Genomic DNA, 25,148 nt, shown 5'->3' on the forward strand with positions numbered 1-25,148 from the left:
GACACGGGAATTGCAAACGAGTGCATTTTTCTAAGAGGCGACGTTTCTAATTTTTAGCAACTAGCCAGCCTCCCCAGTGTCTTACTGGTATTTAAACTCCTCATCGATAGCGACGGCTAAGACAATTATGGCCCCAAAGATTCGCTTTAGAACCTTGAGGAATTATAATGATTTGGAATGCGACAATCCTTTAAGTTCGTTTAAGTATCTTATCAAGGAGCAAAATAAAAAAATCTATCTATTTATATACATAAGTATGTAAATCATGAGTTAATTACTGTGTCTTGCAATGCCGACGGATACCTCATCATCAAAGACCTACTAAGTTCTATCAGTTAGTTGCTCCACTAGAATGTTGAGTGCCTAGCACTATCTGCTCGCCTAGAGCGTTATTTTGGGGTTAAATCAGCACTTTACTGCACACGCAGTATTCCCCTACAAGCGTTAGCCAAACTTATCAGCCCGCGTTTCTTGGTCAGGGCGATCGAGGAGATATATTCAAGAATAGATGTTATTACCGATCTTGATTCTGCTATCTAATATTAACAAATGTTTAAATAATCCAGTTGACTTAGCCAACCAAAAAGGTTTGAGTAAGTGGCTGTGGCAATTGATAGACGCAATTATTGCTCAATTTTGCTACTTATCTGTTGCTGTAACAAGCTCTGGAACAATCAACTATTTACCAAATTGGCTGCTACTAAATCCAAGTAAGGCATACACTCTTGAGTACGTTTATGTATTTGCCAGTCAGATGCAAAAAAGCCAGCAGTATTTTCAGGAGATGACTCCGGCAGAAAGAGAAGGATTATTAAGACAGCTTAAAATAGATTATAGCCTAATTCTTATAGATTATTTTACTACAGACAAAACCCTCAAAGATAAAATTGATAAATTTATCAATACTATATTTTATGCTAATATTCCTGTGCCCCAAATAATCGAAATTCACATGGAGATAATTGAAGAATTTTCTAACCAGCTAAAATTAGAAGGTAGGAGCAATGAAACTTTACTTGATTACCGCCTAACGTTAATAGATATCTTGGCTCACCTGTGCGAAGTCTATAGGAGTTCGATTTCTAGATAAAATAAATGAAATTTATTGCTCTGTGTTCAACTGGGAACAAGCTACAACTGTGAGTAACGATGCATAGAAAAATATTGTATTTCTCTGATAATGATTAGTTATTAAGTATATGAATAAAGCCAGAAAAACCTACGTTCTCAAGCTTTACGTAGCAGGTAATACTCCTAATTCAGTCCGGGCATTAAAAACACTTAAAGAGATTTTAGAACAGGAGTTTGAAGGGGTTTATGCTTTAAAAGTGATCGATGTACTGAAAAGCCCGCAACTGGCGGAAGAAGATAAAATATTGGACACACCAACATTATCTAAAATTTTGCCTCCACCCGTTCGCAAAATTATTGGGGATCTTTCAGATAGAGAAAGAGTGTTGATTGGATTGGATTTGCTCTATGAAGAACTGAGTGAAGAAGACTTTGAAGAGTAAATTTTTCATCATAAAAAATTAATTCAAAATTTTAGTAATAAAAAAACAGGTTTTAATCCCCTTTTGTGATTGAGCAATGAGTGAAAAAGAGCAAGTAGAACCAAAACAACCACCGATAATTAGGGGTGTAGAAAAAATTCGGACGATGATCGAAGGGTTTGACGATATTAGTCATGGTGGTTTACCAATTGCTAGAACTACCTTGATTAGTGGTACATCCGGCACAGGTAAAACCTTATTCTCTCTTCAGTTTCTCTATAACGGTATCACCTACTTTGATGAAGCAGGAGTATTTGTAACCTTTGAGGAATCACCGAGTGATATTATTAAAAATGCTAATATTTTTGGTTGGAACTTGCCCCGCTTAATTGAAGAAGGCAAGTTGTTTATTCTTGATGCATCTCCCGATCCAGAAGGTCAAGATATCGTGGGAAATTTTGACCTTTCTGCACTCATTGAGCGCTTGCAATATGCCATCCGCAAATACAAAGCTAAACGAGTTTCAATCGACTCAATAACAGCAGTATTTCAGCAGTATGAAGCGATGGGAGTAGTGCGACGCGAAATTTTTCGTTTGGTAGCACGTCTCAAACTACTGAGTGTCACCACTCTAATTACCACTGAACGTAGTGAAGAATACGGGCCTGTTGCCTCTTTTGGAGTGGAAGAATTTGTTTCCGATAATGTAGTAATTGTTCGCAACGCTTTAGAAGGAGAACGCCGCCGCCGCACAATTGAAATTCTCAAATTGCGCGGCACAACTCACATGAAAGGCGAATATCCCTTCACAATTACTAATGAAGGAGTTAACATCTTCCCACTCGGAGCAATGCGCTTGACTCAACGTTCTTCTAATGTCAGGGTATCTTCTGGCGTCAAAACTTTAGATGAAATGTGCGGTGGGGGTTTCTTTAAAGATTCAATTATTTTGGCGACAGGAGCTACAGGTACTGGTAAAACCCTGTTAGTAAGCAAATTTATTCAAGATGGCTGTCTCAATGGAGAACAGGCGATATTATTTGCTTATGAAGAGTCACGCGCCCAACTATCTCGTAATGCTTCCTCTTGGGGAATTGATTTTGAAGAATTAGAAGATCAAGGTTTACTCAAAATAATTTGTACCTATCCTGAATCAACTGGTTTAGAAGACCACTTACAAATTATTAAATCAGAAATTGCTATTTTCAAACCTGCTCGGATTGCCATTGATTCTTTATCAGCACTAGCTAGAGGAGTTACGAATAATGCATTTCGGCAGTTTGTAATTGGTGTGACAGGTTATGCTAAACAAGAAGAAATTACTGGTTTTTTTACCAACACAACCGACCAATTTCTAGGAGCGCATTCGATTACTGACTCTCACATTTCCACGATTACCGATACAATTCTGATGTTACAGTACGTAGAAATTCGTGGAGAAATGTCGCGGGCAATTAACGTATTCAAAATGCGCGGGTCTTGGCATGATAAAGGCATTCGTGAGTATAATATTACTGCTGATGGGCCCGAAATTAAAGATTCTTTCCGAAACTACGAACGGATTATCAGCGGTGCTCCTACTCGCGTTAATATCGATGAAAAGGCGGAACTTTCTCGCATTGTTAGACGTTTTGAAGACAAACAGAGTTCCGAACCCTAAATTTAGTATCGTAGTATATTCTTTCCTAAGTTTAGTATCGTGCTATATTCTGTGGTGAAGAAAGGTTTTCTGCCGCTAGATTGATTTTCGTGTGAGGGATGCGGTGAAAGGACAGCAATTATTTTATAGCTTCTTACCTGGTGTAACGGCAGCAGTTTTAACAACTCAGCCTGCTTGGGCTGGTACTGCGAAACTAACTGGGATACAACTGGCATCTTCTCCTAGTGTTTTGACTTCTACTTATGGTCAAGGCTTGGTTGTGGATACCATAAAAAATAGGCAACTGCCTAACAGTGCAAATGTTAGTGTTCCAACCCTAGTACCTGCTTTGGGTTTTACTAAACTTAGTGTGAAACCTTTAAGTAATAACAGTATTCCAGTATTTACGGCTGAAAATACTGTTGTGCCAATAAAACAACTACTTAAGAAAGATAAAGGTAGATTTTTTAGTTTGACACCTACCTCTAATTCTTCCCAAGCTCAAAAGAACCAAAAACAGAGTAATTCGAGTGCTTCTGGGCAGAAATTAAAGAAGATACTAGTTCCCAACTATACTTCAAAAACCCCATCTGTCCAAAAAGAAATTTTGTCCCTGTCTTCTGCACAGCAGCCAGTGGTTCAAAAGATAAATACTGTTACTCAGTTGCAAACATTTTTACAAACTTCAGCGACAGGTGCAGGAGCAGCAAAACTGTTGTCAGCGCAGAGGTGTCCACAGGAGTTGAGCAAAAGCAAAACTGACTCCTTGACTTTGCTGCTAACCTCAAGCACCTGCTTACAACAAAATGCTATTGGTCGCTTGGCTCAGAGTAATACCACGATTCCGACAGATTCGACGCCAATCACTGTGCCAGGAACTGTAACTCCTGCACCAGGAGGTTCGACGCCAATCACTGCGCCAGGAACTGTAACTCCTGCACCAGGAGGTTCAGTGCAACCTTCTACTGTGCCAGGAACCGTAACTCCTGTGCCGTCAGGGTCGGTGCAACCTTCTACTGTGCCAGGAACCGTAACTCCTGTGCCGTCAGGGTCGGTGCAAGTTCCAGAGAACCTAATTCCTAACTCAAATCCCCTGCAATTTCCCACCAAACCGGAGGAGGTGCAACTTCAAGGAAATCAGCCGATTACTTTGGCACAGGCTCTGGAGTTGGCACGGCGTAACAATCGCGATCTACAGGTGTCCTTATTGGAGCTAGAACGCAATCGAGCGGTTCTACGCGAGGCACAAGCTGCTTTATTGCCCACTCTGGGACTTAGCACGGATCTGACTCGTGGTCAATCTTCTAGCGGTCAACTTCAGAACGAATTAAGCGGACCGTTTGCCGCTAACCAAGATCGACCCAGTACATCTTTTTCTGGTCAAGCACAACTTTCATATAACCTTTATAGTTCTGGGAGAGTGCAAGCTAGCATCAGAGCGGCTGAAGAACAGGTACGTTACTATGAGCTTGCTGTAGAAACTCAGTCTGAGACAATCCGTTTGAATGTTGCTACTGACTACTACAATTTGCAACAAGCGGATGAACAAGTACGCATTAGTCAGTCGGCTGTGGTGAACTCTGAAGCTAGTTTGCGTGATGCAGAAGCTTTAGAGCGAGCTGGGGTTGGTACGCGGTTTGATGTGTTGCGATCGCAGGTGAATTTAGCAAATGCCCAACAAAATTTAACTAATGCTAGATCCCAGCAGTTGATTTCCCGTCGTCAATTAGCAACTCGGATAAGTTTGCCGCAAGGAATAAATATCAGTGCCGCTGACCCTGTACAATTAGCTGGTCTTTGGAACCCAACCCTAGAACAAAGTATTGTGTTGGCTTATCAAAATCGTCCGGAACTGCAACAGTTTTTGGCACAACGCAATACTAGTGAGCAACAGCGTAGACAGGCTCTTGCAGAACTGGGCCCCCAAGTTAGTTTGGTCGCCAGCTACGACCTGCTCGATCAGTTCAATGATAATGTCAGCGTTACTGATGGTTATTCATTCGGAGTTAGGGCAACCCTAAGTTTGTTTGATGGCGGAGCAGCAAGAGCAAGAGCATCTCAACAGAGAGCTAATATTGCGATCGCAGAAACTCAATTTGCTGAACAGCGCAACCAAATTCGGTTTCAGGTAGAACAAGCTTATTCTACCCAGCAATCTAGTTTGGAGAATGTTCAAACCGCTAATACCGCTTTAGAACAAGCCAGGGAAGCTCTACGTTTAGCGCGTTTGCGATTCCAAGCTGGTGTAGGTACTCAAACTGATGTGATTAACTCTGAAAACGACCTCACACAAGCTGAAGGTAATCGAGTTACAGCAATTTTGGATTACAACCGCGCTTTAGCTCAGTTACAACGGTCTGTTACCCTCAGAGCATTCCGCTAATTAGCTGAAACTCAACTGAATCAGTATTTTTGATTGCTGTTGTGTTTTGTAATCCACTTTGCACCTTCTATCAGAGGATCGCAGATTCCAGTAATGTTTTTGATAAAAAGCTAGCTAAAAGCCTCATTTATTCAGTGTATTAACTGGAAAGATGAGGCTTTTTAGTCCAAAAAGCAATATTGTAAATTGTAATTTTTGAGAAATTCTTTAGCGATCGCTAAAGAATTACGCCAACAAAATCTGAAGGGAAAGAGTTGTTTCAATACTTGTCGGGTTTTGGGGAAAAGGGGAAAGAAAAAACCTTTAACCTAAACCCAGTAACCTTTTCCCCAAATCCAATTCCGAGTTAAAAATCCAAAACCCCAGCAGTATTGAGAGTTGTTTTTGTGAGATATGTATTGGACTTAACAGATAAGCGCTATAGTCAAATTTGGACTAACATAACTGAGTGTTCGCTCGCTTGCCTTGTCAAAGACTCATGACTAAAGTAACATCTCAAGAAATTGCACAGTTTCGCTCTCAATTGGCAGACGATCCTAGCGATATGGAAGCGCTGGATTTAATTGAAGACTGTGATGGAGATTTGGAAGATGCAGCGATGACGCTAGCTATCCGAGCAGGACAACAACCAGAAAGAGCAAATTCCGAGTGGTTAGATGCCTTGGCTAGAAAATGGCGTGTGGTCGTTTGCGAACCAGAATATCGAGAAGATTTGCTTAATACTTCTCTTGTGAAGATGATGGAACATCTAAAAACAACGCCAACATTTCCTAAGATTTTGGCAACGCCAGTTTTGCTATATGTCCTCAAGCAAGGCGTAAACAATTTTTGTGAGCCACTAGATTTGCTAAAATGATCGGCCCGCGTTTTAATCGTGAGATTAAAATCGCGGCTACGCAAACATAGACGCAAAGGGGCTTCAAAGCTCTTAATCTGACCCTAGTCCGTGCAGACAGACTAGCCTGTGGGAAGACTTTCACTGCGTTTGTGTAGTCCTTCTAGTGCTTTGGTGCAAGATGTGAGCCTCGTAACTTCTGATGTAAGTCTTGGAGTAATTCAGGTGTATGACTTCTAGTCATGCGAGGTTCAATCCACCAGGACTGATACGCTGTTAATTAAGGCAAAACTTCTATTAAACAAATTTAGACAAATTGTAAAATCAATGAATTACCTTGTTGCCGTATTACCAGACCGCATTCAAGCCGAAGCTGCTTACTTAGCTTTAGAAAAAGAAGGCATTAACAGCACTATTTTGGGAAGAGGGTATAAAACGGCTGACGAGTTTGGCTTAATTGACCCCAAAGAACAGGCTAAAAAGCAAGCAAAACAAATGGCAACTTGGCTGATACCATTTGGCTTTTTTGCAGGTTTTACATTCAGCCTGATTACTGGTTTAGATACTTTTGCTTGGGCGGGTGAAGTTGGCAATCACATTGTTGGCGGACTGCTGGGTGCTGCTAGTGGTGCAATGGGTGGTGTCTTTGTCGGTGGCGGAGTCGGTTTACTTGTAGGTGGTGGTGATGCTTTACCTTATCGCAACCGCTTAGATGCAGGTAAATATTTAGTCGCCGTTCAAGGTTCTGAAACTCTGACTCGCCAAGCAACCAAAATATTACGTCAGTTCGATCCAGAAAATATCCAAGGTTATGCCGATACAAATACTGTGTATTGAATAAATCATAGTTTACAGATCGCGACACAGCGGCTTGAGTTACTTTCCTGTTCTTTGAAGATAGCGTCAGCCGCTGCGATCGCCAACAAATCTCAAGTAGAAAGGCTAACCCAATCTGGACAAGAACTATAGAAATGGGAATTAAAGCTAGAATCAAGATAGTTATAGCAAATTAATTCTCAATTAATAACTGATAATTTTTAAGAATGTTGCCACGAGAAGAACTTTTAAAAGGTGTTGAAAATCGAGATAGTGTAGCTCGTGCAATCGATCAAGCAGAGCAAGCGATCAAAACTTGGGAAGTGGTTTTGACAGATTTTCTATCTCCCCCAGAATTGGCAGAAATTCAACGAGTGTTTAACCGATTAACAGAAGTGCAATTAGTTGCGTGGGGTGGATATCCGCAAGCTGAACGCCAAAGAATAGCGATCGCTCGTTCGGAACTTCCGTTAGATCGATCTCAAGTCAGCCTTGTAGCTGTAGAAATTGCAGGTAATTTCCTATTTGATACCGCCTCTCACCGCGACTTTTTAGGCGCAATGTTAGGGACGGGAATTGTTCGCGAAAAGACGGGAGATGTGATTGTCTTAGGAGAACGGGGGGCGCAGGCGATTGTTGCACCAGAATTGGTGGAATTTTTGTCCATGAGCCTCAAACAGGTGCGATCGGTTCCTGTGAAAACTCAGCAGATTGAGCTAACAGAATTAAAGGTTCGGGAACCCAAGAAAAAAGAATTAACTACTGTGGAGGCTTCTTTAAGATTAGATGCGATCGCATCTGCTGGTTTTGGTATGTCCCGCAGCAAAATGGTTGATTTCATCGATGCTGGTGATGTCCGCGTCAATTGGAAGGAAGTTACTCAAGCTAGTTCTCAAGTCAAATCAGGCGACTTAATCGCCATTCGCTCTAAAGGGCGTTTAGAGGTTGGAGAAATAGCCGTTACCAAAAAAGAGCGTTACCGAGTTCAATTAACAAGATATATGTAATAAGTGAGGAGTGAAAAGTTAGGAGTGAGTAGTTTTAAATACATCAGTTTATTTAACTTCAAATTCCAAACTCTTGTACAGACGCGATTCATCGCGTCTCTTAACTCCAAACTCTTGTACAGACGCGATGAATCATGTCTCTATTCCTAAATAGATACTTAATACTTAGGCTTTAAAACGTTTCGCTAACATATTCAGTAGAAGTTTGCGCGGTACAAGCCGAGATAATTTGCTTCTAATTTGAGTAGTACTATCAGAGCTAATAACAGTTGGATAGCCTTTTTCTAAAGCCTCTAAAGATTCCCAAACCACTTTTTCGCAAGAATAAACTTTATCTGTACTACCTGCCAGCGCTGGAGGAAAATTAGCTTCTGCAAAAAAGTTTGTTTCTATTGGCCCTGGACAAGTCACTAAAATACGGACACCATACTGATAATTTTCTGCCCATAATGCTTCACTAAAGCTGAGAATAAAAGCTTTACTAGCAGCATAAACAGAAAGGTATGGTATTGGTTGAAATGCGGTAATCGAGGATACGTTAATAATACTTCCAGAACGACGTTGCCGCATCAATGGTAAAAATTTGTGGGTTAAATCTACCAATGCCAAAATGTTTAATTGTACGATTTTGACTTGTTTTTCTCCATCTCCTTCAGCAAAATCGCCATAGGAACCAAAACCAGCATTGTTGATTAATAAGTCAATGGTTAATCCCTTTGATTTTGTGGCATCAAATACACTAGCTGCTGCATTAGGTTCTGTGAGGTCTTTTACTATAACATCTATTTGAATGTTGTATTGTTCTTGTAGTTGTTTAGCTAATTGGTTTAGTTTCTCTTCAGAACGAGCAACGAGTACAAGATTTGTCTTGCGTGCAGCTAGTTCTTGAGCAAAGGCTTTACCAATACCACTAGAGGCACCAGTAATTAAAGCAGTTGACATTCTACATATTCAGATAATTTTTAAGCACTTATAAATCTTAGCTATGTTGACTATAAATTTTAACTACCCAAAGTGATATATCCAAAAGGGTAAAAGCAAGATTTAGTGACTTTTGGAAACTATATTAATTCTCCAAATATACCGATATGGGAGATTCTTAAATCTTCTTCATCTGTATATTGAATAGACGAGTCGATTTTTTCTGGTCATTCTGCGTCTTGGCGCAACCACTTAAATACAAATTTAGAGTCCAAATGCTTAAGATTAGAAAATATCTGCTTCCATTGGCTTCGTCTAATTCGGTCACAAATAATGATTTTTATAATAGCCATTCAAATTCATTTTGAATTGCCAATTACCATTTTTCAGACCAATAGATAATTTCTGAAGTGGAACTATTAATAGCAACGCCGTAGCTGTCTCCATGATTCCACTTAAAGCCAGGTCTACCTTTGTCATCTGTATTTAATACCAATATTTCATAAGTAGCTGGAAAAGATTCTGTAGGAGAATCACTAGTATAGAAGAAAGTTGTCGGCACACCGTTAGGTTGGTTTATGTGGTCGTTTGTGTCACCACCTATATATTTATGCTTGGCACTATTTCTATATTGTGAAAGTAATTTTTCTATCTTCTTTGGTGGCTCTTTTAACCTAATTTGAAAAAAACTACTTCCTTGCAAAACTTTGGGAGAGTAAGCGATGCGAACGTCTTTAGCATCAGGGGGAATCTCATTAGGAAAATGTTTTATTTGGTCATTTTCAGACCATAGTTGATTACGAATTTCTTTGTAGCGTGATGTATCAGTTATAATTTTAGGCTCGCTAGTACTGTTAAAAGTTGTTCTCAGAAAAAAGCTTCCCCCGACAATACTAAGACTAGCAAGGGCTAATAGAAATTGCGATCGCTTCATCAAGTTGGGTCTATCTAACTTTCATAGTCATATACCCAACTAATAAACTAAATTCGTACTATTGCGGATATCGAATCAGAGATATTAACAGAAACTTTGTATATTCAGAGGAAAATTGAAATAATTGTAAAATTAATGTGAAGTTAGTCAATGATTACCTAGTCAAATACCGTAGGTAATCCTGATTGAGTCCAGTACTACCGTTTTAGCTAACGAAATCAATTCCACAGCCATCCATTTTTTTCAATTCTTCCTGATGCAGCAATAACTAAAGCGGATATATAAATAGTAGATGCACCTTAATTAAATTACAGCCTTCAGCTTTTAGTTGAGGGCTTTTTTTATGGCTGATATTTTTTATTCTGAAAAAATAAATTTACTCAAAAGTCTAATTTTCCCGGATATGGCAATAAATAAAGCGGATTAATAAATGGTAGATGCACCCTAAGAATTTACAGCCCTCAGCCAAAAGCTGGAGGCTTTTTTATTGCTCATACTTTTTTCGCGAAAAAAATAAATTTTATTAAAAGTCTAATTTTCCCGGATATGGCAATAAATAAAGCGGATTAATAAATAGTAGATGCACCCTAAAAATTTCCAGCCTTCAGCTTTTAGTTGAAGGTTTTTATTATTTTAATATCGATGGCAGTAAACTGGGAGCTAACCACAAAGCATAACCAATAAATCCAAACAGCAAAGTAATCACGGCAGTAATACCGTAACTGATGCAAATTAATAAACCATCAGATTCGATAGTGGCAACAGTTAAAAGTAAAATACCGATAGTCGGGATAGGATTTGTAAACGGAATTGGTAATATTAGTAATACTGTTAATAAAGAGATACAAAACCCATTAATTCGCCAAACCAAAGGATTATGAGCTATTTTTGCTAATCGAGGACGGGCGATTTTCTGGAAAACTTTGGTAAGCCGTCCCAAATTTTGCAAAAGTAACTGGGCGAAGGAACGAGGAAATTTGTAGTTGGCGATTCTTTTCGGTAGCCAAGGCGATCGCCTTCCTAAAACCATTTGCACTGACAACAGTAAACAAGCACCACCAAATGGGCCAGTTAATCCCGGTGGCATAGGAAGCAAAAAAGGCAAAACTAATAATGTAATTACCAGACTGAAGCCCCGTTCTGAGGTTTCTGTCAGAATATCGCCTAGAGTCAGTGGTTGTTCGGCTAGGCGTTGCAACAGGGATTTTATATCTTGAGAAAATCTCAGATGCATTTGGCGTGAGTTGATGCGAGTTCCCTCTTTGTAGTAGAGGAAGATGAGAGAGAATAACTTCTAAACTTTGCCAATTTTAGATTTTGAATTTCAGGAAAATCTAAAATCTAAAATTGAATGACTCCTAACTCTTGCTTTCTGGGGGTACAAAAACAGCTATAGCTTTAGGTATAACCCGAAAATGAGCAGGTGTGTAGGTAGTAATTTCACCATCTGTATTGATAGGGCGAGGTTTGCGAGTATGTATCTCTATTTCTTGACCTTGATGGGAGCGTACACTCTGCCAATGTATATGTCGCCCTCGTCGCATTGCGGGTAATAATAATATAACCTGCCACCAGTGTTCAATCTCCAAGCTATAAAGGTCTAGCCTTTGATCGTCTATTGTGGCATCGTCAGCCACTGCCATACCACCACCGTAATAGCGGCCGTTACCGACTGCAATTTGAACTGTTTTGACGCGAACCAATTCACCGTTGATTGTAATTTCTGCTGTAAAAGGTCTGGCTTCCAAAAGCACTTGCAATGCAGTGGCAGCATAGGCAAATACTCCCCAGCGGCGCTTAACTTCTTTGGTAAGTCGTTGGGTAATTTTTACACTCAATCCCATACTGGCAACGTTAAAAAAGTGCTTGCCATTCACACAACCCAAGTCGATACGCTGTAAATGTCCATCTCCAATAATTTTGCAAGCTTCGTTGAGGGTATTTGGGATTCCCAAAGTTCTCGCTAGATCGTTGGCAGTTCCCAGAGGCAAGATTCCCAAAGGTAACTGAGTCTCAATTAAAGCATCTACGGCAGCATTTAGAGTACCATCTCCTCCGCCAATAATTACCAAGTCAACTCGATCCTTATGGCGAAGTATAACTTCAGCAAGATGTTTGGGATCTTCTGTAGACTCCTCAATTAAATCAAAGCCTAATGTTTTCAGACTTTGAATCGCTTCCGATAGACCCTTTTGCCCTTGACGAGCATGACGATTTACTAACAGCAGTGCGCGGGAACTCATGGGTAGTACCTTTTGTTGTTGATATGTCCAATTATCCGCATGTATGTATTCGTTTGATGTTGACTTTAAAAAAGTGTTTAGGCTGTGATGAAAGTTATTACAAATTCATTTTCATAACATTTATTATATTGTGACTATTAATTTTTAATTTTTCTTTTTCTTTAGTTTAGCTCTACTAGACCTCAGTGTGTTTATCTTCAACAAATATAATTATTACTCCTCAGTTAAATGAATTTTAGGTGTTTTTATTTATCAAATAGCGAGTTGTTCAAATATTATTATGCCAAACGCAAGAGATATTTTTCATTAAAATAGATACATTTACAGTAGATTGCAACTTTGTGAGGTACAGATTATTTTAGGACTTACGCAAGTGTCACAAAAAAATCGGATTTGTAGTTTGTAGTAAGGGTTTTAGCCCTTATTTTGAGGACTAAAGTCCTCTCTGTGAGACGCTACGCGTAGCTTGCTTCCCCGGAGGGGTACACTACGAACTGAAAATAATGTGCCAGTTGCGTAAGTTCTGTATTTGTAAGGGCACAACAATGTTCATAGGTGTCAACTTAAGCTAAAAGCTTTGTCAAACTCTTGTTTCTAGCCTCTTGGCTGGAAATGCACTTCAATTGGGCTGCTGCCGCGAGTTCGGGAGGCGGAGCCTCTAGAACAGCATTCCCAGTCTGAGACTGGGAACGAGACGAACGCTGTTTATAGCGCTTCTGTGTTGAATCCAATACGGCGCTAGTTGGTTGCTTAACGGCGAGAAATCCCTATCTTGATTTGGAATTTTGGTTTTATGACTTTTTCGGGTCGGTGTTGCGACCAATAATTGCTTGAAACACGTCCCCTAGTAAAAAGAAAAATGCCGCAACTAACACTACAAGCATTAAACCTGTAAGGGCCGCAAAGGGAGAGATGATAAACAAGATTAAAAGCGCAAACATCAAAATCTTTAGTAATGTCTTATTCATCTTTTTTCATATTGAATAATATGTGTGTTCTCTACAAATAATCAATGAATTAACAATCTGTCACCTGTCTTCTGTTAGATTTAATCTGTGCGCGCTTACTTTTGTGGTCAAGGCGTTTTCTTTGAGAACTGCGAGTTGGTTTAGTGGGTTTGCGTTTGATTGTTACGACAACTGCGCTTTGAATGAGTTCTTGAAGTCGTTTCAAGGCTGACTCGCGATTGTTCTCTTGGCTTCGATGTTCCTGGGCTTTAATTACAACTACTCCTTCTTGGTTAATGCGGCGATCGTTGAGCTTTAAAAGCTGTTGTTTATAATAATCTGGTAATGATGAAGCCGCAATATCGAAGCGCAAGTGGATAGCGGTAGAAACTTTATTTACATTTTGTCCTCCTGCTCCTTGAGAGCGAATCGCAGTAATTTCAATCTCAGTCTGTGGGATAATAACATTATTGGAAATTTGCAGCATTACTCACAAGGCAAAAAAGAAACTTGTAACTTTGGGATAAACTTTTTTTACTCGGTTTGCTCGGCTAAATCTATCATTACATCTGGGTCTTCATTGTTGTTCAAATTCACTTCTAAAGTCTGTCCTTGGATTGTCACTTTATCGCCCGGTACTAGTCGCCGTCCTCGTCGAGTTTCCAGCATCCCGTTTACTTGGACATCACCACCTTGAATCATCAGCTTGGCTTGCCCTCCAGTTGGCACTATACCCATCAACTTTAAAAATTGATTTAACTTAATTGTGTTGTCTCTAATTTTCTTCATAGTAAATAAATGTACACAATCTTAATTGTATCGTGGTCTTCTCAGAGGATGTTTGAAAAGTCATGATTGATGTATCAAATATTTTTTTACCCCTCCCTAACCCTCCCCTTGTAAAGGGGAGGGAACCGGATTTTTCTTGTTTCCCCCTTTTATAAGGGGGGATTAAGGGGGGTAAAAACGCAATTAAAAGCACAGTCAACCACTTTTCAAACAACCTCTCAAGCCAAAGCGTAAATCTGTTACACCATATAATCAGCTAAGTACAGTATTTGATTAATTCGTAGCAAATTTAGTTTGGCAATACCCTGCAATGCGATTGCATCGGCAAACAATGCCATTGCGTTAGCCTGCATTTAATAACGTTTCGCTTTTACGCAAAACTTTGCTGAGAAATGTGAATTTACAGCAGTTTTCATTTAATTGAACTGTATATGTTGTAGAAGCACAACAATGCTGTACCTCTACTGTGTGGTGTATTTACCTGAAAATTGCTAATTTTATTAATTGGTTGTGATGGAGCGACGCCGAGTAGCCCGTCGTAGATATCGCTCTAACAAAAACTGTAATACCAGTTATTATCTATAATGTTGATCGACAAAACTGCCAGATATGGGCTAAAAACTAGTCTGGAAGGTTCTTTTAGTGTGTTCAGGGGACTGGATCTATGATTAAGCTTGGTTTATTGGTACAGTCCCAGAATAACTCTTTGGGTATCGGAAAAGTTACGGAAATATCTGATACCAATGCAAACGTTGAGTATTTCTGCTCTATAGGCCAACGTCTCCAAAAAACTTTACCTTTAAGTTCGCTCTCTCAAGTCAAGCTGGAACCCCAGGCTCGATGCTATATTAAGTCCCAAACTCAGGATAAATGGATAGTGGGCAGAGTTTTTATCTGGGATGATGATACAGAAATGTATCAAATTGATTTACCAGATAAGAAAACTGCGATCGCATCTGTTGAAGATATTTACGTTCGTTGTAATCTACCAAATACAGACCCCATCCAAACTCTGGCGATGAAGGGTCACGAAACGCCCTATTTCCACGACAAAAGATTGGCTTTCGTGAAATCCTTAATTCAGCAACGCGCTGTGAGTCGCGGGATGACGGGGCTGATTTCGGCAAATATTAATCTTTATCCTCACCAAGTTGAAGTAGTGCGGCGGGTACTAGAAGACCCAATTCAACGCTACTTGTTAGCAGATGAGGTGGGACTGGGAAAAACCATTGAAGCGGGTGCGATTCTGCGTCAATTTCTTCTCGATGAACCGAAAAAAAATGCGGTGGTATTAGTTCCGCAATATTTGCTCAAACAATGGCGGACTGAGTTAGAAAACAAGTTTTACATCTCCCATTTTGGCAAACGGGTAGCGGTGCTGGCGGTTGAAGATATTCATAAAATCAATCTGAAAGCAAGGATAGGCTGCTTAATTTTAGATGAAGCCCATCATATTGCAGCAATGGCAACCTCTAAGGATGCAACAGTGCGCCAGCGTTTTCAGACTTGCAAAGAACTTGCTCATAAAAGCGATCGCTTACTTTTATTATCTGCCACTCCAGTTCTCAATCACGAGCAGGATTTTCTGGCCATGTTGCACTTGCTCGACCCGACAACCTATAAAATTGGCGATCTAGAAGGTTTTCGCGCCAAAGTTGAAAGCCGTCAGCAAATTGGTAAACTTCTGCTTTCTTTTAAAGAAGGTGCAGCACCAGAGGTTCTCAAAAGCAACTTGCAGCAATTGCGAAACCTCTTGGCTGAGGATAAGTATTTACTGAAGCTGGCGGATGATTTAGAAAATTTACCAGCAAATTCTCCTGAACAAGAGCAAATCGTTCAAGCAATTCGCGTCCACGTTAGTGATATTTATCGACTACATCGGCGAATGCTTCGCAACCGTCGCGCGGCGGTGGAAGATGTGATATTTGACCGCAACTTTACGCCGAAAGAAGAGTATGATTTAGACGAGCGATCGCTTGATATCCACGAACTGCTCAATCAATGGCAAAGTGTTGCTCCTAATGAAAAGCAATATCAGCGAATTTTTCTGCTGTTATTTCTCGCTGCTGGTACTTGGTTAGGGATTTTAGAGCAAGTAATTACGGCGCGGTTAACTGCGAAACCTCATGCTAAACTCACGCAGGAGTTTAAAGAAGATGATGTTCGCCTGTTAACTACAACCCCCAAATTCTCAGGGGAAGAAGAGATTCTCCAATCTTTACTAAAAATTGTTCGTCAACCTCAAGAGGACGGACAACGGACGGAAAATTTAAAAACAGTGCTGCTGAATCAGCTAGGTACTTATTTCAAAATTCCCGCAAACGTTCGGAAGAATCAAAAGGAATTTATCACCAGGATACAGCAGAGAATTAAAAGACCAATTACTGGCGATATTCTGCCCAAATTTGTTGTATTTACCAGTTTTGTGCAAACTTGTGGCGAAATTGTCCGGTATTTATCTGATACCTTTGGTGCAGAGACAATAGCCAGCCATCAATTTGGAGAATCACCAGACAAAGTTGAGGAAGGGTTAAATCGGTTCAAGAATAACCCCAACTGCTTTATTTTAGTATGCGATCGCTCTGGAGAAGAAGGGCGTAACCTTCAGTTTGCCGATTGGTTAATTCATTTTGACCTGCCTTGGTCGCCTAATCAATTAGAGCAGAGAATTGGCAGACTTGACCGCATCGGCAGCAAAATTGGCATTCAATCTAGTGCCTTGATTGGCCCATACTTGGAAGATAGCCCTCATAATGCTTGGTATAAAGTATTAAAAGATGGGTTTGGTATTTTCCAACAATCAATTGCCAGTCTCCAGTTTTATGTTGATGAGAAACTTGCAGAATTAGAAACAGTTTTGTTTCAATCAGGTGCGGCTGGATTGTTAGAGATGGTTTCACCAATCCAAGAGCAAATTGAAACAGAAATAGCCAAAATTAGCGAACAAAATGCTCTAGATGAAATTGATGCCAACGATGAAATTGCTACCGAGTATTTTCAAGAACTAGATAATTACGATGCTCGTCATCTAGAAATGAAACGAGCAATTGAAGGCTGGATTTGCGACGCGCTGGGATTTAGAGGACTGAATAACCCCGATTCATCAGAACTGCGACGTTATCAGCCAACAACGCGGACATTGGTGCCGATAAATGATTTACAAAACCGTTTTGCTGAGAGTTCTTTAGACCAATTTGGTACTTATAATCGCAGAGTAGCAAACCAAAATGCTGGTATTAAACTCTTTCGAGTTGGCGAAGGATTTATCGAAGCACTCTTGAACTATATCAATTGGGATGACCGAGGTGAAGCCTTTGCTTTGTGGCGCACTGATGCATCTTGGGACGCGAAAGAAGGGAAAGAGTGGTTTGGTTTCCAGTGCAATTATGTAGTCGAGGCAAATTTAAGAACTGCCAAACAAGTTTTACTAGATAACAAACTAGATAATTCTCAATTTAAAAACTTGCAGCGCCGCGTTGATGCTCTATTTCCACCAATTATAGAAACTATCTATGTTGATGGTCGCAAGCAGCCAATCCGGGTTGTTGAAGATAAAGCACTCTTAAGTATTCTGCAACGTCCATATAAAGATAAAAACAATAATCAAGGACGAGATTACAACTTAGCAAAAGAGCGCTTAGGAATTATTGACGATTTTGTTGACCCTAGTAAATGGCAAAATTTTTGCTATGAAATGCGTAACGCTTCTTCAGAATTACTTGCCAATCGTCCCGATTTTATTGACTTATGTCAAAGTTGTGCTAAAGTCGCCGAAAAGAAATTAGCCAATAGAGTAGAACAATTACGCCTACGTTTAAACCAGCAGAGTTGGGATAATGCATTAGCTGAAGAATTGAAGGTAGAAACTGCTTTAAATGCAGCTATTCTAGAGGGAATTCGTCAGCCGCTTCTGAGGCTTGATTCTGTGGGTTTTATTGTGGTATCGGGGCGATCGCTTGTGCAATTTGAGTGATATGGTGTGTGATTAAATAGCTTTGTAATCCTAATTGAGAGCTTGATATCCCCGACTTCTTTAAAGAAGTCGGGGATATTTTTGTTCTGGTGTTACTGATGGTATTGCTATAAAAACATATACAGCAGCTCTCAAGTAGATGAGGTACAAAGTATAGGACTGCTAAAATTATGTTTTTATTGAGAATGAATAATGAACGAATAACGAATAAGATTTAGAAAAAACGCGATCGCTGTTATTAAGCAGGGTGTAATCCATCGCAGTATCAAAAAATTCACAAACAAAAGGAGAACCGATGACTGATAAAAAGGTCGTGTTAGTAACAGGAGCATCATCTGGATTTGGGCAATTAACTGCTCAAAAGCTTGCTCAAGAAGGTTACTGGGTCTTCGGTACTAGTCGCAAGGAACATCCAACTGTACAAGATGTGGAAATGTTGACACTCGATGTTACCTCTGAGTCTTCAGTCCAATCATGTATCAAACAGTTGCTTGCACGGACTAATCGCATTGATTTAGTGATTAACAATGCTGGACAAATTCATGCCAGCATGATTGAAGAAACTTCTTTAGAACAAGCCAAGGAGGTTTTTGATACTAACTTTTGGGGTGTTGTCCGAGTTAGCAATGCTGTTTTACCAGTTATGAGACAGCAGCGTAGTGGGCATATTATTAATATCAGTTCAGTGGCGGGATTGATTGGCGCACCAGGCCAAGGTTTTTACAGTGCAAGTAAGTTTGCACTCGAAGGTTATAGTGAAGCATTGAGCGTGGAACTAGACCCTTTCAATATTAAAATATCTTTAATTGAGCCTGGTTACTTTAAGACCAACTTCAACCACGCCATGTTGTCATCCACATTAAATTACGCTGATTACGACAATGTACGCGATGTGATTCGCTCAACTGTTAGTCAAGCAATTGCACAAGGCGACGATCCGGAAAAAGTCGCACAGACGATTCTATTTGCTGCTCGTAGTCGGTCGCCACGATTACGCTATCGTGTTGGCAATGAGGCACAATGGTTGCCTCGCTTAAAAGCAATATTGCCAGATAACTTATTTCGATTTGGTGCGCGCAAGCGGTTGAATTTACCATAAATCACAACCAAATCGACAACGCCCGATATCACACGCTCAAAGAAGGTGCTAGGGCTAAAGTTTTTGTCAGATCGGTAAGGAGAACGCGATCGCACAAGTTAAACAGTTCTGCCTCAGTAGAAGTATGTCGCATCAAGCGTAAAAAATGACCTTCAGTGTCAACACTCAGAGCAATGTAGTTGAGGAACATTTTCAGATAGCCGACGCGCGATCGCTCTGGCATATTTGCTGCTGTGGGGGTTTGCCATAAACGATCGATATAGTTGCGTACCTCCGCCAAAGGAACGGGCGCGATCGGTTCTTTTCGCAAAGCTTGCCGAATTTGATTAAAAATCCAAGGATTCCCGATCGCCCAGCGTCCCACCATCACACCCGCCGCGCCCGTTTGAGAAAGCACTTCAACAGCAGTCGTCGCTGAGTTGATATTGCCATTAGCCAGCACTGGACAATCGACTCGTCTAACTGCTTCAGCGATTAAATCATATTTCACTGCCCCGTGGTACATATCTTTGACGGTGCGACCATGTAAAGAGAGCAAATCAATGCTGTGGCGATTGATTATATCTAGAATTTTGTAAAAATTATCTGTATTTTCAAAGCCTACGCGCATCTTGACAGTCAAAGGGCGATCGCTAACTGCTTGCCGTAGTTCTCCCAAAATCCGATCCACTTTTTCCGGTAAGAGCAGCAATCCACCTCCAACATTTTTGCGATAAATTCTAGGTGCTGGACAGCCCATGTTCAAGTCAACTCCAGCGATATTATAGTTGCAAAGTTCCTTCGCTGTTCTGACTAAATCTGGAATGCTTTCGCCAATCATTTGCGCAAAAACGGGACGACCTGTGTCGTTTTCGGTGATGGCTGCTAAAATGCCACGATTGAGCCGTGAAGTATCATTGACGCGGAAATATTCGGTGAAAAAGTAGTCAGGACTGCCATAGTGAGCAATCACCTTCATAAACCAGAGGTTTGTCACATCCTGCATGGGCGCAAGAGCGGTGAGAGGTAGGTGTGGATAGAACGATTGAGGGAGCGATACCTGGGGCATAAAGATGAAGAGCGATCGACAAAGCTCACTGTTAAGTTATAAATAGCTAGACGTAAATCAATTAAAGTTTGTAGAGAGGACTTTAGTCCTAATTATCGTTGCTTTGAGCGATGAATCGCTCACTACAAACTAGGAGTTTATTAGTAATCTTATTCAACAATTTTTTTATCAAAACTAACTAATACCACAAGCTGCTAATTTTACAGTTAAAGCATTGGGGTAGCGCCACAGTTGAGAACCACCAATCCAAAGACGTGAGGGTAAATGACCGATTGGTGCTTTGAGACTAAAATTGAATTCCGAATTGGCAGAACTATAATTGTATATATGCCAACCAACTTGATTGCAAAAAATTCCATAGTCGCCATTGACGTTTTTGTAAATAAGTGTCTGTATGCTAAAACCAAAGCGTTTATGACTATAATTCACCCATAAAAGGTCAATGGTTTGCAAATCTTCACAGGGAAGTTTTTCAAGATCGCTACTAAATATATAGCTACCTTTAGGCTTTGCTAGCGCTTGACATATTAGTTCCCAAGCTTCTTTATCTGCTGATTCCCATTTTCCCTTTGCTAATAAATCACGCAAATGCGTACAATCAATAGTATTTACTGTACGATAATTAGAAAAATTTAGCAATTTCTTTGGTTGTTGCTCCAGTATCTGTAAAACTTCTGTTGCCGATTGGAAGCGTTGCGAAACGGCATTTTGTAAAAGTTTATCTAAGATTTCACAGAGGTAAACGCTAACAGTATTGAATGCTGGTAAATGTTCTTGCCATACCCAGCGATCGCTAGCAATATCGAACAAATCAAAGGGAGAAACATTGGTAAGTAAGTAAATACATGTTACACCCAAACTGTAAAGATCGCTGGCTGGCAATGTTTTTCCTCGCATTTGTTCGGGAGCGATATATTCTGGGCTACCTACTATGGTGCCTGTACGAAGTTGCTTCATGTTATTGGCGAATTTAGCAACTCCGAAATCGATTAATACCAGGTCTCCTCGACTTGAACGGCGCATAATATTTTCCGGTTTAATATCTCGGTGGATTACTTGTCGGGAATGGATAAATTGCAATGTAAGCAATAAACTTTTTAATATCTCCCAAATTTGCGGTTCTTGAAAAACGCCCTGTTTTTGTAATTCCTGGGCGAGTGTTTGTCCATCTACTAATTCTTCAACGATATAAAACTTTTGATTTTGTTCAAAGTGCGCTAGTAATTTGGGTATTTGACAGTGTTCTAGTTCATTGAGACGAAGGGCTTCTTGATGAAATAAATTGACAGCCTTGTGCCAAATCTCAGTATTTTCCTTTTGAAAACATAGTTGTTTGATTGCACATTTGGGTCGATCTGGAAGATGTTCATCAATAGCTAAAAACGTTCTCCCAAAGCCACCGCTTCCAATAACCGCGAGTAGACGATATCGCTGTTTAAGTAATAATTCCTGACCACAACTATTGCAAAAACGAGAACTGTCAGAATTTTGTGGACGTAGGCAATCAATATTGGTACAGTAGCTCATACTACAGAAGTTCTATTTGTTGGAATTACTATATATAAAGTATTCCCATTACAAAAGCACTCTTACTAGTAGAAAAGACAGCGATGCTTAGGTTAGGCTACGCCTACGCACTTTGCACTTTAGAAGTTTTGGTTGGCATAGTAGCAGTGTACTGCTTGTTTCATGCGATCGCTACTTTGGTGCAACTTTAACTCTTTGAATTTTTGTCAGATACAAGAGTGCTACAAACAAATAAAAGTATCAAAAGCTACTTCACCTAACGTTTAGTTGCCTCTGCAATGCGTTCCCCAAAGCGTTATTCTCTGTTATTCTTCTAAAAGAAAATTCTTTTGCTCCAAGTCTTTCTCCTATTTATATTAACCAGGTATGTGTCTCAATGATGTAGCGATCGACCGTGCCACCCCCAGTGATGTTAGTGGAATCGTCAAGTTGGCCCAAGCCAATGACGCAGAACATGGTGGTATGTTGTTAGGTCATCTTGAACCAGAGGCTGTGATGATGACTATCTCTCAAATGCCAAGCGTTGTAGCCCGAAAAAATGGTCAAGTTGTAGGATTCTTACTCAGTTGGTCAAAGACAACTGTTAATCTACCAATTATAAAGGTGATGTTACAAACCTATCCTGGTACAAAAGATGCTTACTTGTATGGCCCTATTTGTGTTGATGAAACTATGCGTGGGCAAGGTATTGCTGCAAAAATGTTTGCTAAGTTGAAAGATTTGCAACCAAAGCGGGAAGGAATACTGTTCATCAAGGCAAACAACAAAGCATCACTTCAAGCACATCAAAAGATGGGTATGTGCAAGATGGCAGAGTTCATCTATGAAGGCACTGAGTTTTTGATATTCGCGTATAATAGCTAATACCATTTTAGATTTTGGATTTTAGATTTTGGATTGGGAATTGCCTTGGTGCGTCTGGCTTGGTGTGAATCCATGTGTCGCAATCATTTTTCAAAATGGTACAACTAATTGATAGGTTCTCTTTGAAATTAAATTGAGTAGCTAATCTGGATCGTTTAGTTATTTACTACTTGCTTAATCTGGAACGTGACAAAAGTTAGTAATGGGAGAGCGACAAGGCTCTAAGCTTTAGCTGACTAACATGAGTCGGCTCAATTTGAGTGGCGTTCAATAACTAAACATTCATTTTGGACTCTGGTAAGCATATTGTTAAAAGCAGGAGTATAAGAACCATCTTTATCAACAACCCTACGAAGAGTATACTCACCAGCCCGAGAAAGTCCGCCAAACCAAATATTCTTTCTGTGCCAAATATCTCCATTGAGATAATTTTTGTCTTGGGACATTGTGAAACTGACAATTGATTTTGGAACTGATATTCCTAGAAAAATAGGTGTGACTTGAGCTTGTTGCAAAGTTTCATCTTCAAACTGAATTTTGTAACTTACTTTAAACCATTGAATTGAACGTAGTAATATCCAGCCAGCAATCGAGTCATGAAAAGTCCATTGTAACGGGGCAAATATCGGTAAAAGCAAAGTCCTATTCTGTATATCCCATTCTAAATTGTACATAGTAATGCAAGTATCTGGCAGTGGATTGCCATCCATAAAAAACACACCTTTAAGGACAGATGGTAAGTTTGTTTCTCTAATTGGAATCATCCAGGTTGCAATATTATTAAGTTGCTTCTTTTCAATTAATTCAGCCATATAATTTGTAATTACTTCCTTTCGGCTAAAAGAATACCTAAATTTTTAACAAACCGAGTCAGAGAAAAGATGAGTAATCTGGCGCTAGAAAAAGAGTAAAATCAACTCAAAAATCCAGAACAATTACCAAATTATAATTCCGCATGAGAAGTAGAGGTTCACAGATGTGCATTGGTGTCAACTTAACGTGAAAGCCAGCCTAGAACAAGCTTCTAGATTGTCTCATTGTCTCGTTCCCCTGCTCCGACTGGGAATGCCGTCCTAGAGGCTCCGCCTCCCTTGCTGGCGGCAGAGTCGCAATTGAAGTGCATTTCTAGCCTCTGGCTAGAAACGAGGTTTTAAAGGAGTTTCAGCTTAAGTTGACACTAATGACATCTGTGCGTTCCTACTGGAAATCCCTTACTCACAGTCGTTGAGCAAAACCTTGTAGTACTAAATTATTAGGAGTAACGGCAGTCACTTTTTCAAAATCCCATTTGACTTCTGTAATTGAGTCCCATTGATAGTTGTGGAACAGATGTAAACAGAAAATTTTGATAAAGCCAATTGATAAAGATTTACCAGGACAGGCTCGTTCATGCTCTTCGCCATTCCAAGATAAAATATCTGAAAAATTTCGTGTTAGGTCAAAATCATCTGGATTTTGATATCTATTGGCATCCCGATTAGCTGTAAGAATAGAGCCAAGCAAGCGAGTACCTTTTTGGAATGGACATTTTTGTTTTCCAATCTCAACTTCACCTGCTTCAGTGGTGAGTTGGCTAACAAATCGCACAGGTGGATAGAGACGAGCCGTTTCTAAAATCACTTGATTGAGAAGTGTTAACTTTTCTAGAGCGTCTGAGTCTAAAGTTTTCTTGCCATTCCAGACTGCATTAACCTCTGACACTACATTATTTCTGAGAGTATTATCTAAGCAAAGAACACCAATCACAGATCCTAAAAGCGCACTTGTGCCGGCAGTTCCGGCGATATGAATCATATCGAAAAGGGTATTAGCAATTTGGTGTTCGTTCAACTGATACTGAGCGCCTGTTTCAAAGTAAGATGCCCATTTAGATGATTGTTTATATCGCTTAGTTAAATATTGACGATGCCGAATTTTTGGCGCTGTTAATATTGCTAGCAGATACTTGCTGATAAAATTAGGCAAGGATGCAAGAGCCAAACCTTTAATATAACTATCGGATGCTGTGATTTCTTCCTCAGATAAAGATATCTGAAAAACTAGTTGATGTAAACTCGACAGCATGATTTTTGGTAAATCATTGCCGATGTGTAATTTGCCTTGTTTAGCAGCTTCTAACAAGCTTTGCTCAACTAAATCACTTAAAAAGTCTATCTGCCCTGACGGTTCCGGTAAGGCTTGTAAGATTACAGTACGTAGTCCTGTGTGTTCGTTACCGTTCGTTCCCAAGCTCAGAGGATTATCCAGCAGGTAGCTAGGAGCTAATATTCTGATGATGCCTAAATCATTTCCCCGCAGTTGTGGTTGGGTTTGCATTAGTTCTCTTACCTGCGAATGAGAGGAATGCATAATTGCTTGGTCTACTGCAAAATATTTGTCTCCAATATTATCCTTACGGATGTAAAGAAAGTCTCGCCATGCATTGAGCATGATTGACGCATCCATGTAATAAAAAATCAAGCGGAGAAATTTGCCGATCGCAGTATCGTAACCTACTTTAGCTAGTATAGGTGCAAGCCAAAGCTGGCGATCGTGATTTTTGAGGACTTTATCTTTAAGTGTCATGGTATTTATTTTGAGTCATTTGTCATTTGTCATTGGTCATTGGTCATTTGTTATTGGTCATTTGT

General features: G+C 40.0%; 21 protein-coding genes. 10 read left to right on the plus strand and 11 right to left on the minus strand.

All coding sequences use genetic code 11. From position 1 onward, the window contains the following. The first annotated feature begins 508 nt into the window (after positions 1-508). From RMZ95_RS02330 to RMZ95_RS02360, 7 genes are all read left to right on the plus strand, one after another. On the plus strand, positions 509-1,090 hold the full coding sequence (locus RMZ95_RS02330; RefSeq protein WP_322683413.1) for a KaiA family protein: 582 nt from the start codon (positions 509-511) through the stop codon (positions 1,088-1,090). 109 nt (positions 1,091-1,199) lie between these two features. After that, positions 1,200-1,514, plus strand: a complete 315-nt coding sequence (gene kaiB / locus RMZ95_RS02335) for a circadian clock protein KaiB (RefSeq protein ID WP_409882132.1) — start codon at positions 1,200-1,202, stop codon at positions 1,512-1,514. A gap of 76 nt (positions 1,515-1,590) precedes the next feature. Then, the gene (gene kaiC, locus RMZ95_RS02340; protein ID WP_322683414.1) at positions 1,591-3,153 is read left to right on the plus strand and encodes a circadian clock protein KaiC; all 1,563 of its coding nucleotides are present in this window, start codon (positions 1,591-1,593) and stop codon (positions 3,151-3,153) included. Positions 3,154-3,256: 103 nt separating this feature from the next. Next, positions 3,257-5,515 (plus strand): TolC family protein, encoded by a 2,259-nt coding sequence (locus tag RMZ95_RS02345; RefSeq protein WP_322687903.1) that lies wholly within the window; start codon positions 3,257-3,259, stop codon positions 5,513-5,515. Positions 5,516-5,993: 478 nt separating this feature from the next. Next, complete coding sequence (locus tag RMZ95_RS02350; RefSeq protein ID WP_322670819.1) at positions 5,994-6,371, plus strand: hypothetical protein; 378 nt, start codon at positions 5,994-5,996, stop codon at positions 6,369-6,371. Between the two features lie 306 nt (positions 6,372-6,677). Then, complete coding sequence (locus RMZ95_RS02355) at positions 6,678-7,187, plus strand: hypothetical protein (protein ID WP_322663882.1); 510 nt, start codon at positions 6,678-6,680, stop codon at positions 7,185-7,187. Between the two features lie 206 nt (positions 7,188-7,393). Then, positions 7,394-8,173: a photosystem II S4 domain protein gene (locus RMZ95_RS02360; RefSeq protein WP_322683416.1), complete on the plus strand. Its 780-nt coding sequence runs from the start codon at positions 7,394-7,396 to the stop codon at positions 8,171-8,173. A gap of 165 nt (positions 8,174-8,338) precedes the next feature. Here the strand turns inward: RMZ95_RS02360 and RMZ95_RS02365 are convergent, their stop codons facing one another. The 7 genes from RMZ95_RS02365 to RMZ95_RS02395 all read right to left on the minus strand — a co-directional run bounded on the left by RMZ95_RS02365 (position 8,339) and on the right by RMZ95_RS02395 (position 14,007). Next, a complete protein-coding gene (locus RMZ95_RS02365) occupies positions 8,339-9,115 on the minus strand; it encodes an SDR family oxidoreductase (protein ID WP_322683417.1) in 777 nt (258 codons plus the stop codon). A 355-nt stretch (positions 9,116-9,470) separates the two neighbouring features. After that, on the minus strand, positions 9,471-10,028 hold the full coding sequence (locus RMZ95_RS02370) for a hypothetical protein (RefSeq protein ID WP_322683418.1): 558 nt from the start codon (positions 10,026-10,028) through the stop codon (positions 9,471-9,473). A gap of 628 nt (positions 10,029-10,656) precedes the next feature. Beyond that, the gene (locus RMZ95_RS02375; protein WP_322670823.1) at positions 10,657-11,262 is read right to left on the minus strand and encodes an exopolysaccharide biosynthesis protein; all 606 of its coding nucleotides are present in this window, start codon (positions 11,260-11,262) and stop codon (positions 10,657-10,659) included. 124 nt (positions 11,263-11,386) lie between these two features. Then, a complete protein-coding gene (locus tag RMZ95_RS02380) occupies positions 11,387-12,271 on the minus strand; it encodes a lipid kinase (protein ID WP_322683419.1) in 885 nt (294 codons plus the stop codon). A 791-nt stretch (positions 12,272-13,062) separates the two neighbouring features. Next, the gene (locus RMZ95_RS02385; RefSeq protein ID WP_322683420.1) at positions 13,063-13,239 is read right to left on the minus strand and encodes a hypothetical protein; all 177 of its coding nucleotides are present in this window, start codon (positions 13,237-13,239) and stop codon (positions 13,063-13,065) included. A 49-nt stretch (positions 13,240-13,288) separates the two neighbouring features. After that, positions 13,289-13,705 carry an alternative ribosome rescue aminoacyl-tRNA hydrolase ArfB gene (gene arfB / locus RMZ95_RS02390; protein ID WP_289797303.1) on the minus strand — a complete coding sequence of 139 codons (417 nt, stop codon included), beginning with the start codon at positions 13,703-13,705 and terminating at the stop codon, positions 13,289-13,291. A 47-nt stretch (positions 13,706-13,752) separates the two neighbouring features. After that, positions 13,753-14,007: an RNA-binding S4 domain-containing protein gene (locus RMZ95_RS02395; protein ID WP_289797304.1), complete on the minus strand. Its 255-nt coding sequence runs from the start codon at positions 14,005-14,007 to the stop codon at positions 13,753-13,755. 664 nt (positions 14,008-14,671) lie between these two features. On the opposite strand from RMZ95_RS02395, the gene dpdE reads away from it, so the two are divergent. Together dpdE and RMZ95_RS02405 are read left to right on the plus strand one after the other, a co-directional pair. Beyond that, positions 14,672-17,980: a protein DpdE gene (gene dpdE, locus RMZ95_RS02400; RefSeq protein ID WP_322683421.1), complete on the plus strand. Its 3,309-nt coding sequence runs from the start codon at positions 14,672-14,674 to the stop codon at positions 17,978-17,980. 295 nt (positions 17,981-18,275) lie between these two features. Further along, a complete protein-coding gene (locus RMZ95_RS02405) occupies positions 18,276-19,079 on the plus strand; it encodes an oxidoreductase (protein WP_322683422.1) in 804 nt (267 codons plus the stop codon). A 28-nt stretch (positions 19,080-19,107) separates the two neighbouring features. Here RMZ95_RS02405 and RMZ95_RS02410 read toward each other — a convergent pair whose 3' ends face one another. Continuing rightward, on the minus strand, positions 19,108-20,127 hold the full coding sequence (locus tag RMZ95_RS02410) for a tRNA-dihydrouridine synthase family protein (protein ID WP_322683423.1): 1,020 nt from the start codon (positions 20,125-20,127) through the stop codon (positions 19,108-19,110). A 174-nt stretch (positions 20,128-20,301) separates the two neighbouring features. Next, positions 20,302-21,654, minus strand: coding sequence for a serine/threonine-protein kinase (locus RMZ95_RS02415; RefSeq protein ID WP_322683424.1), 1,353 nt, complete (start codon positions 21,652-21,654; stop codon positions 20,302-20,304). A 366-nt stretch (positions 21,655-22,020) separates the two neighbouring features. Between RMZ95_RS02415 and RMZ95_RS02420 the strand changes: the two genes are divergently transcribed. Next, positions 22,021-22,518 carry a GNAT family N-acetyltransferase gene (locus RMZ95_RS02420; RefSeq protein ID WP_322683425.1) on the plus strand — a complete coding sequence of 166 codons (498 nt, stop codon included), beginning with the start codon at positions 22,021-22,023 and terminating at the stop codon, positions 22,516-22,518. A gap of 251 nt (positions 22,519-22,769) precedes the next feature. On the opposite strand, the gene RMZ95_RS02425 is transcribed toward RMZ95_RS02420, so the two are convergent. Together RMZ95_RS02425 and RMZ95_RS02430 are read right to left on the minus strand one after the other, a co-directional pair. Beyond that, the gene (locus RMZ95_RS02425) at positions 22,770-23,330 is read right to left on the minus strand and encodes a hypothetical protein (protein WP_322683426.1); all 561 of its coding nucleotides are present in this window, start codon (positions 23,328-23,330) and stop codon (positions 22,770-22,772) included. 403 nt (positions 23,331-23,733) lie between these two features. Next, entirely contained in the window at positions 23,734-25,083 is a 1,350-nt protein-coding gene (locus RMZ95_RS02430; protein WP_322683427.1) for a cytochrome P450, read from the minus strand. Positions 25,084-25,148 lie beyond the last annotated feature (65 nt).

Source organism: Nostoc sp. DedQUE07, from assembly GCF_034530975.2.
In the GTDB taxonomy this organism is placed as follows: domain Bacteria; phylum Cyanobacteriota; class Cyanobacteriia; order Cyanobacteriales; family Nostocaceae; genus Nostoc.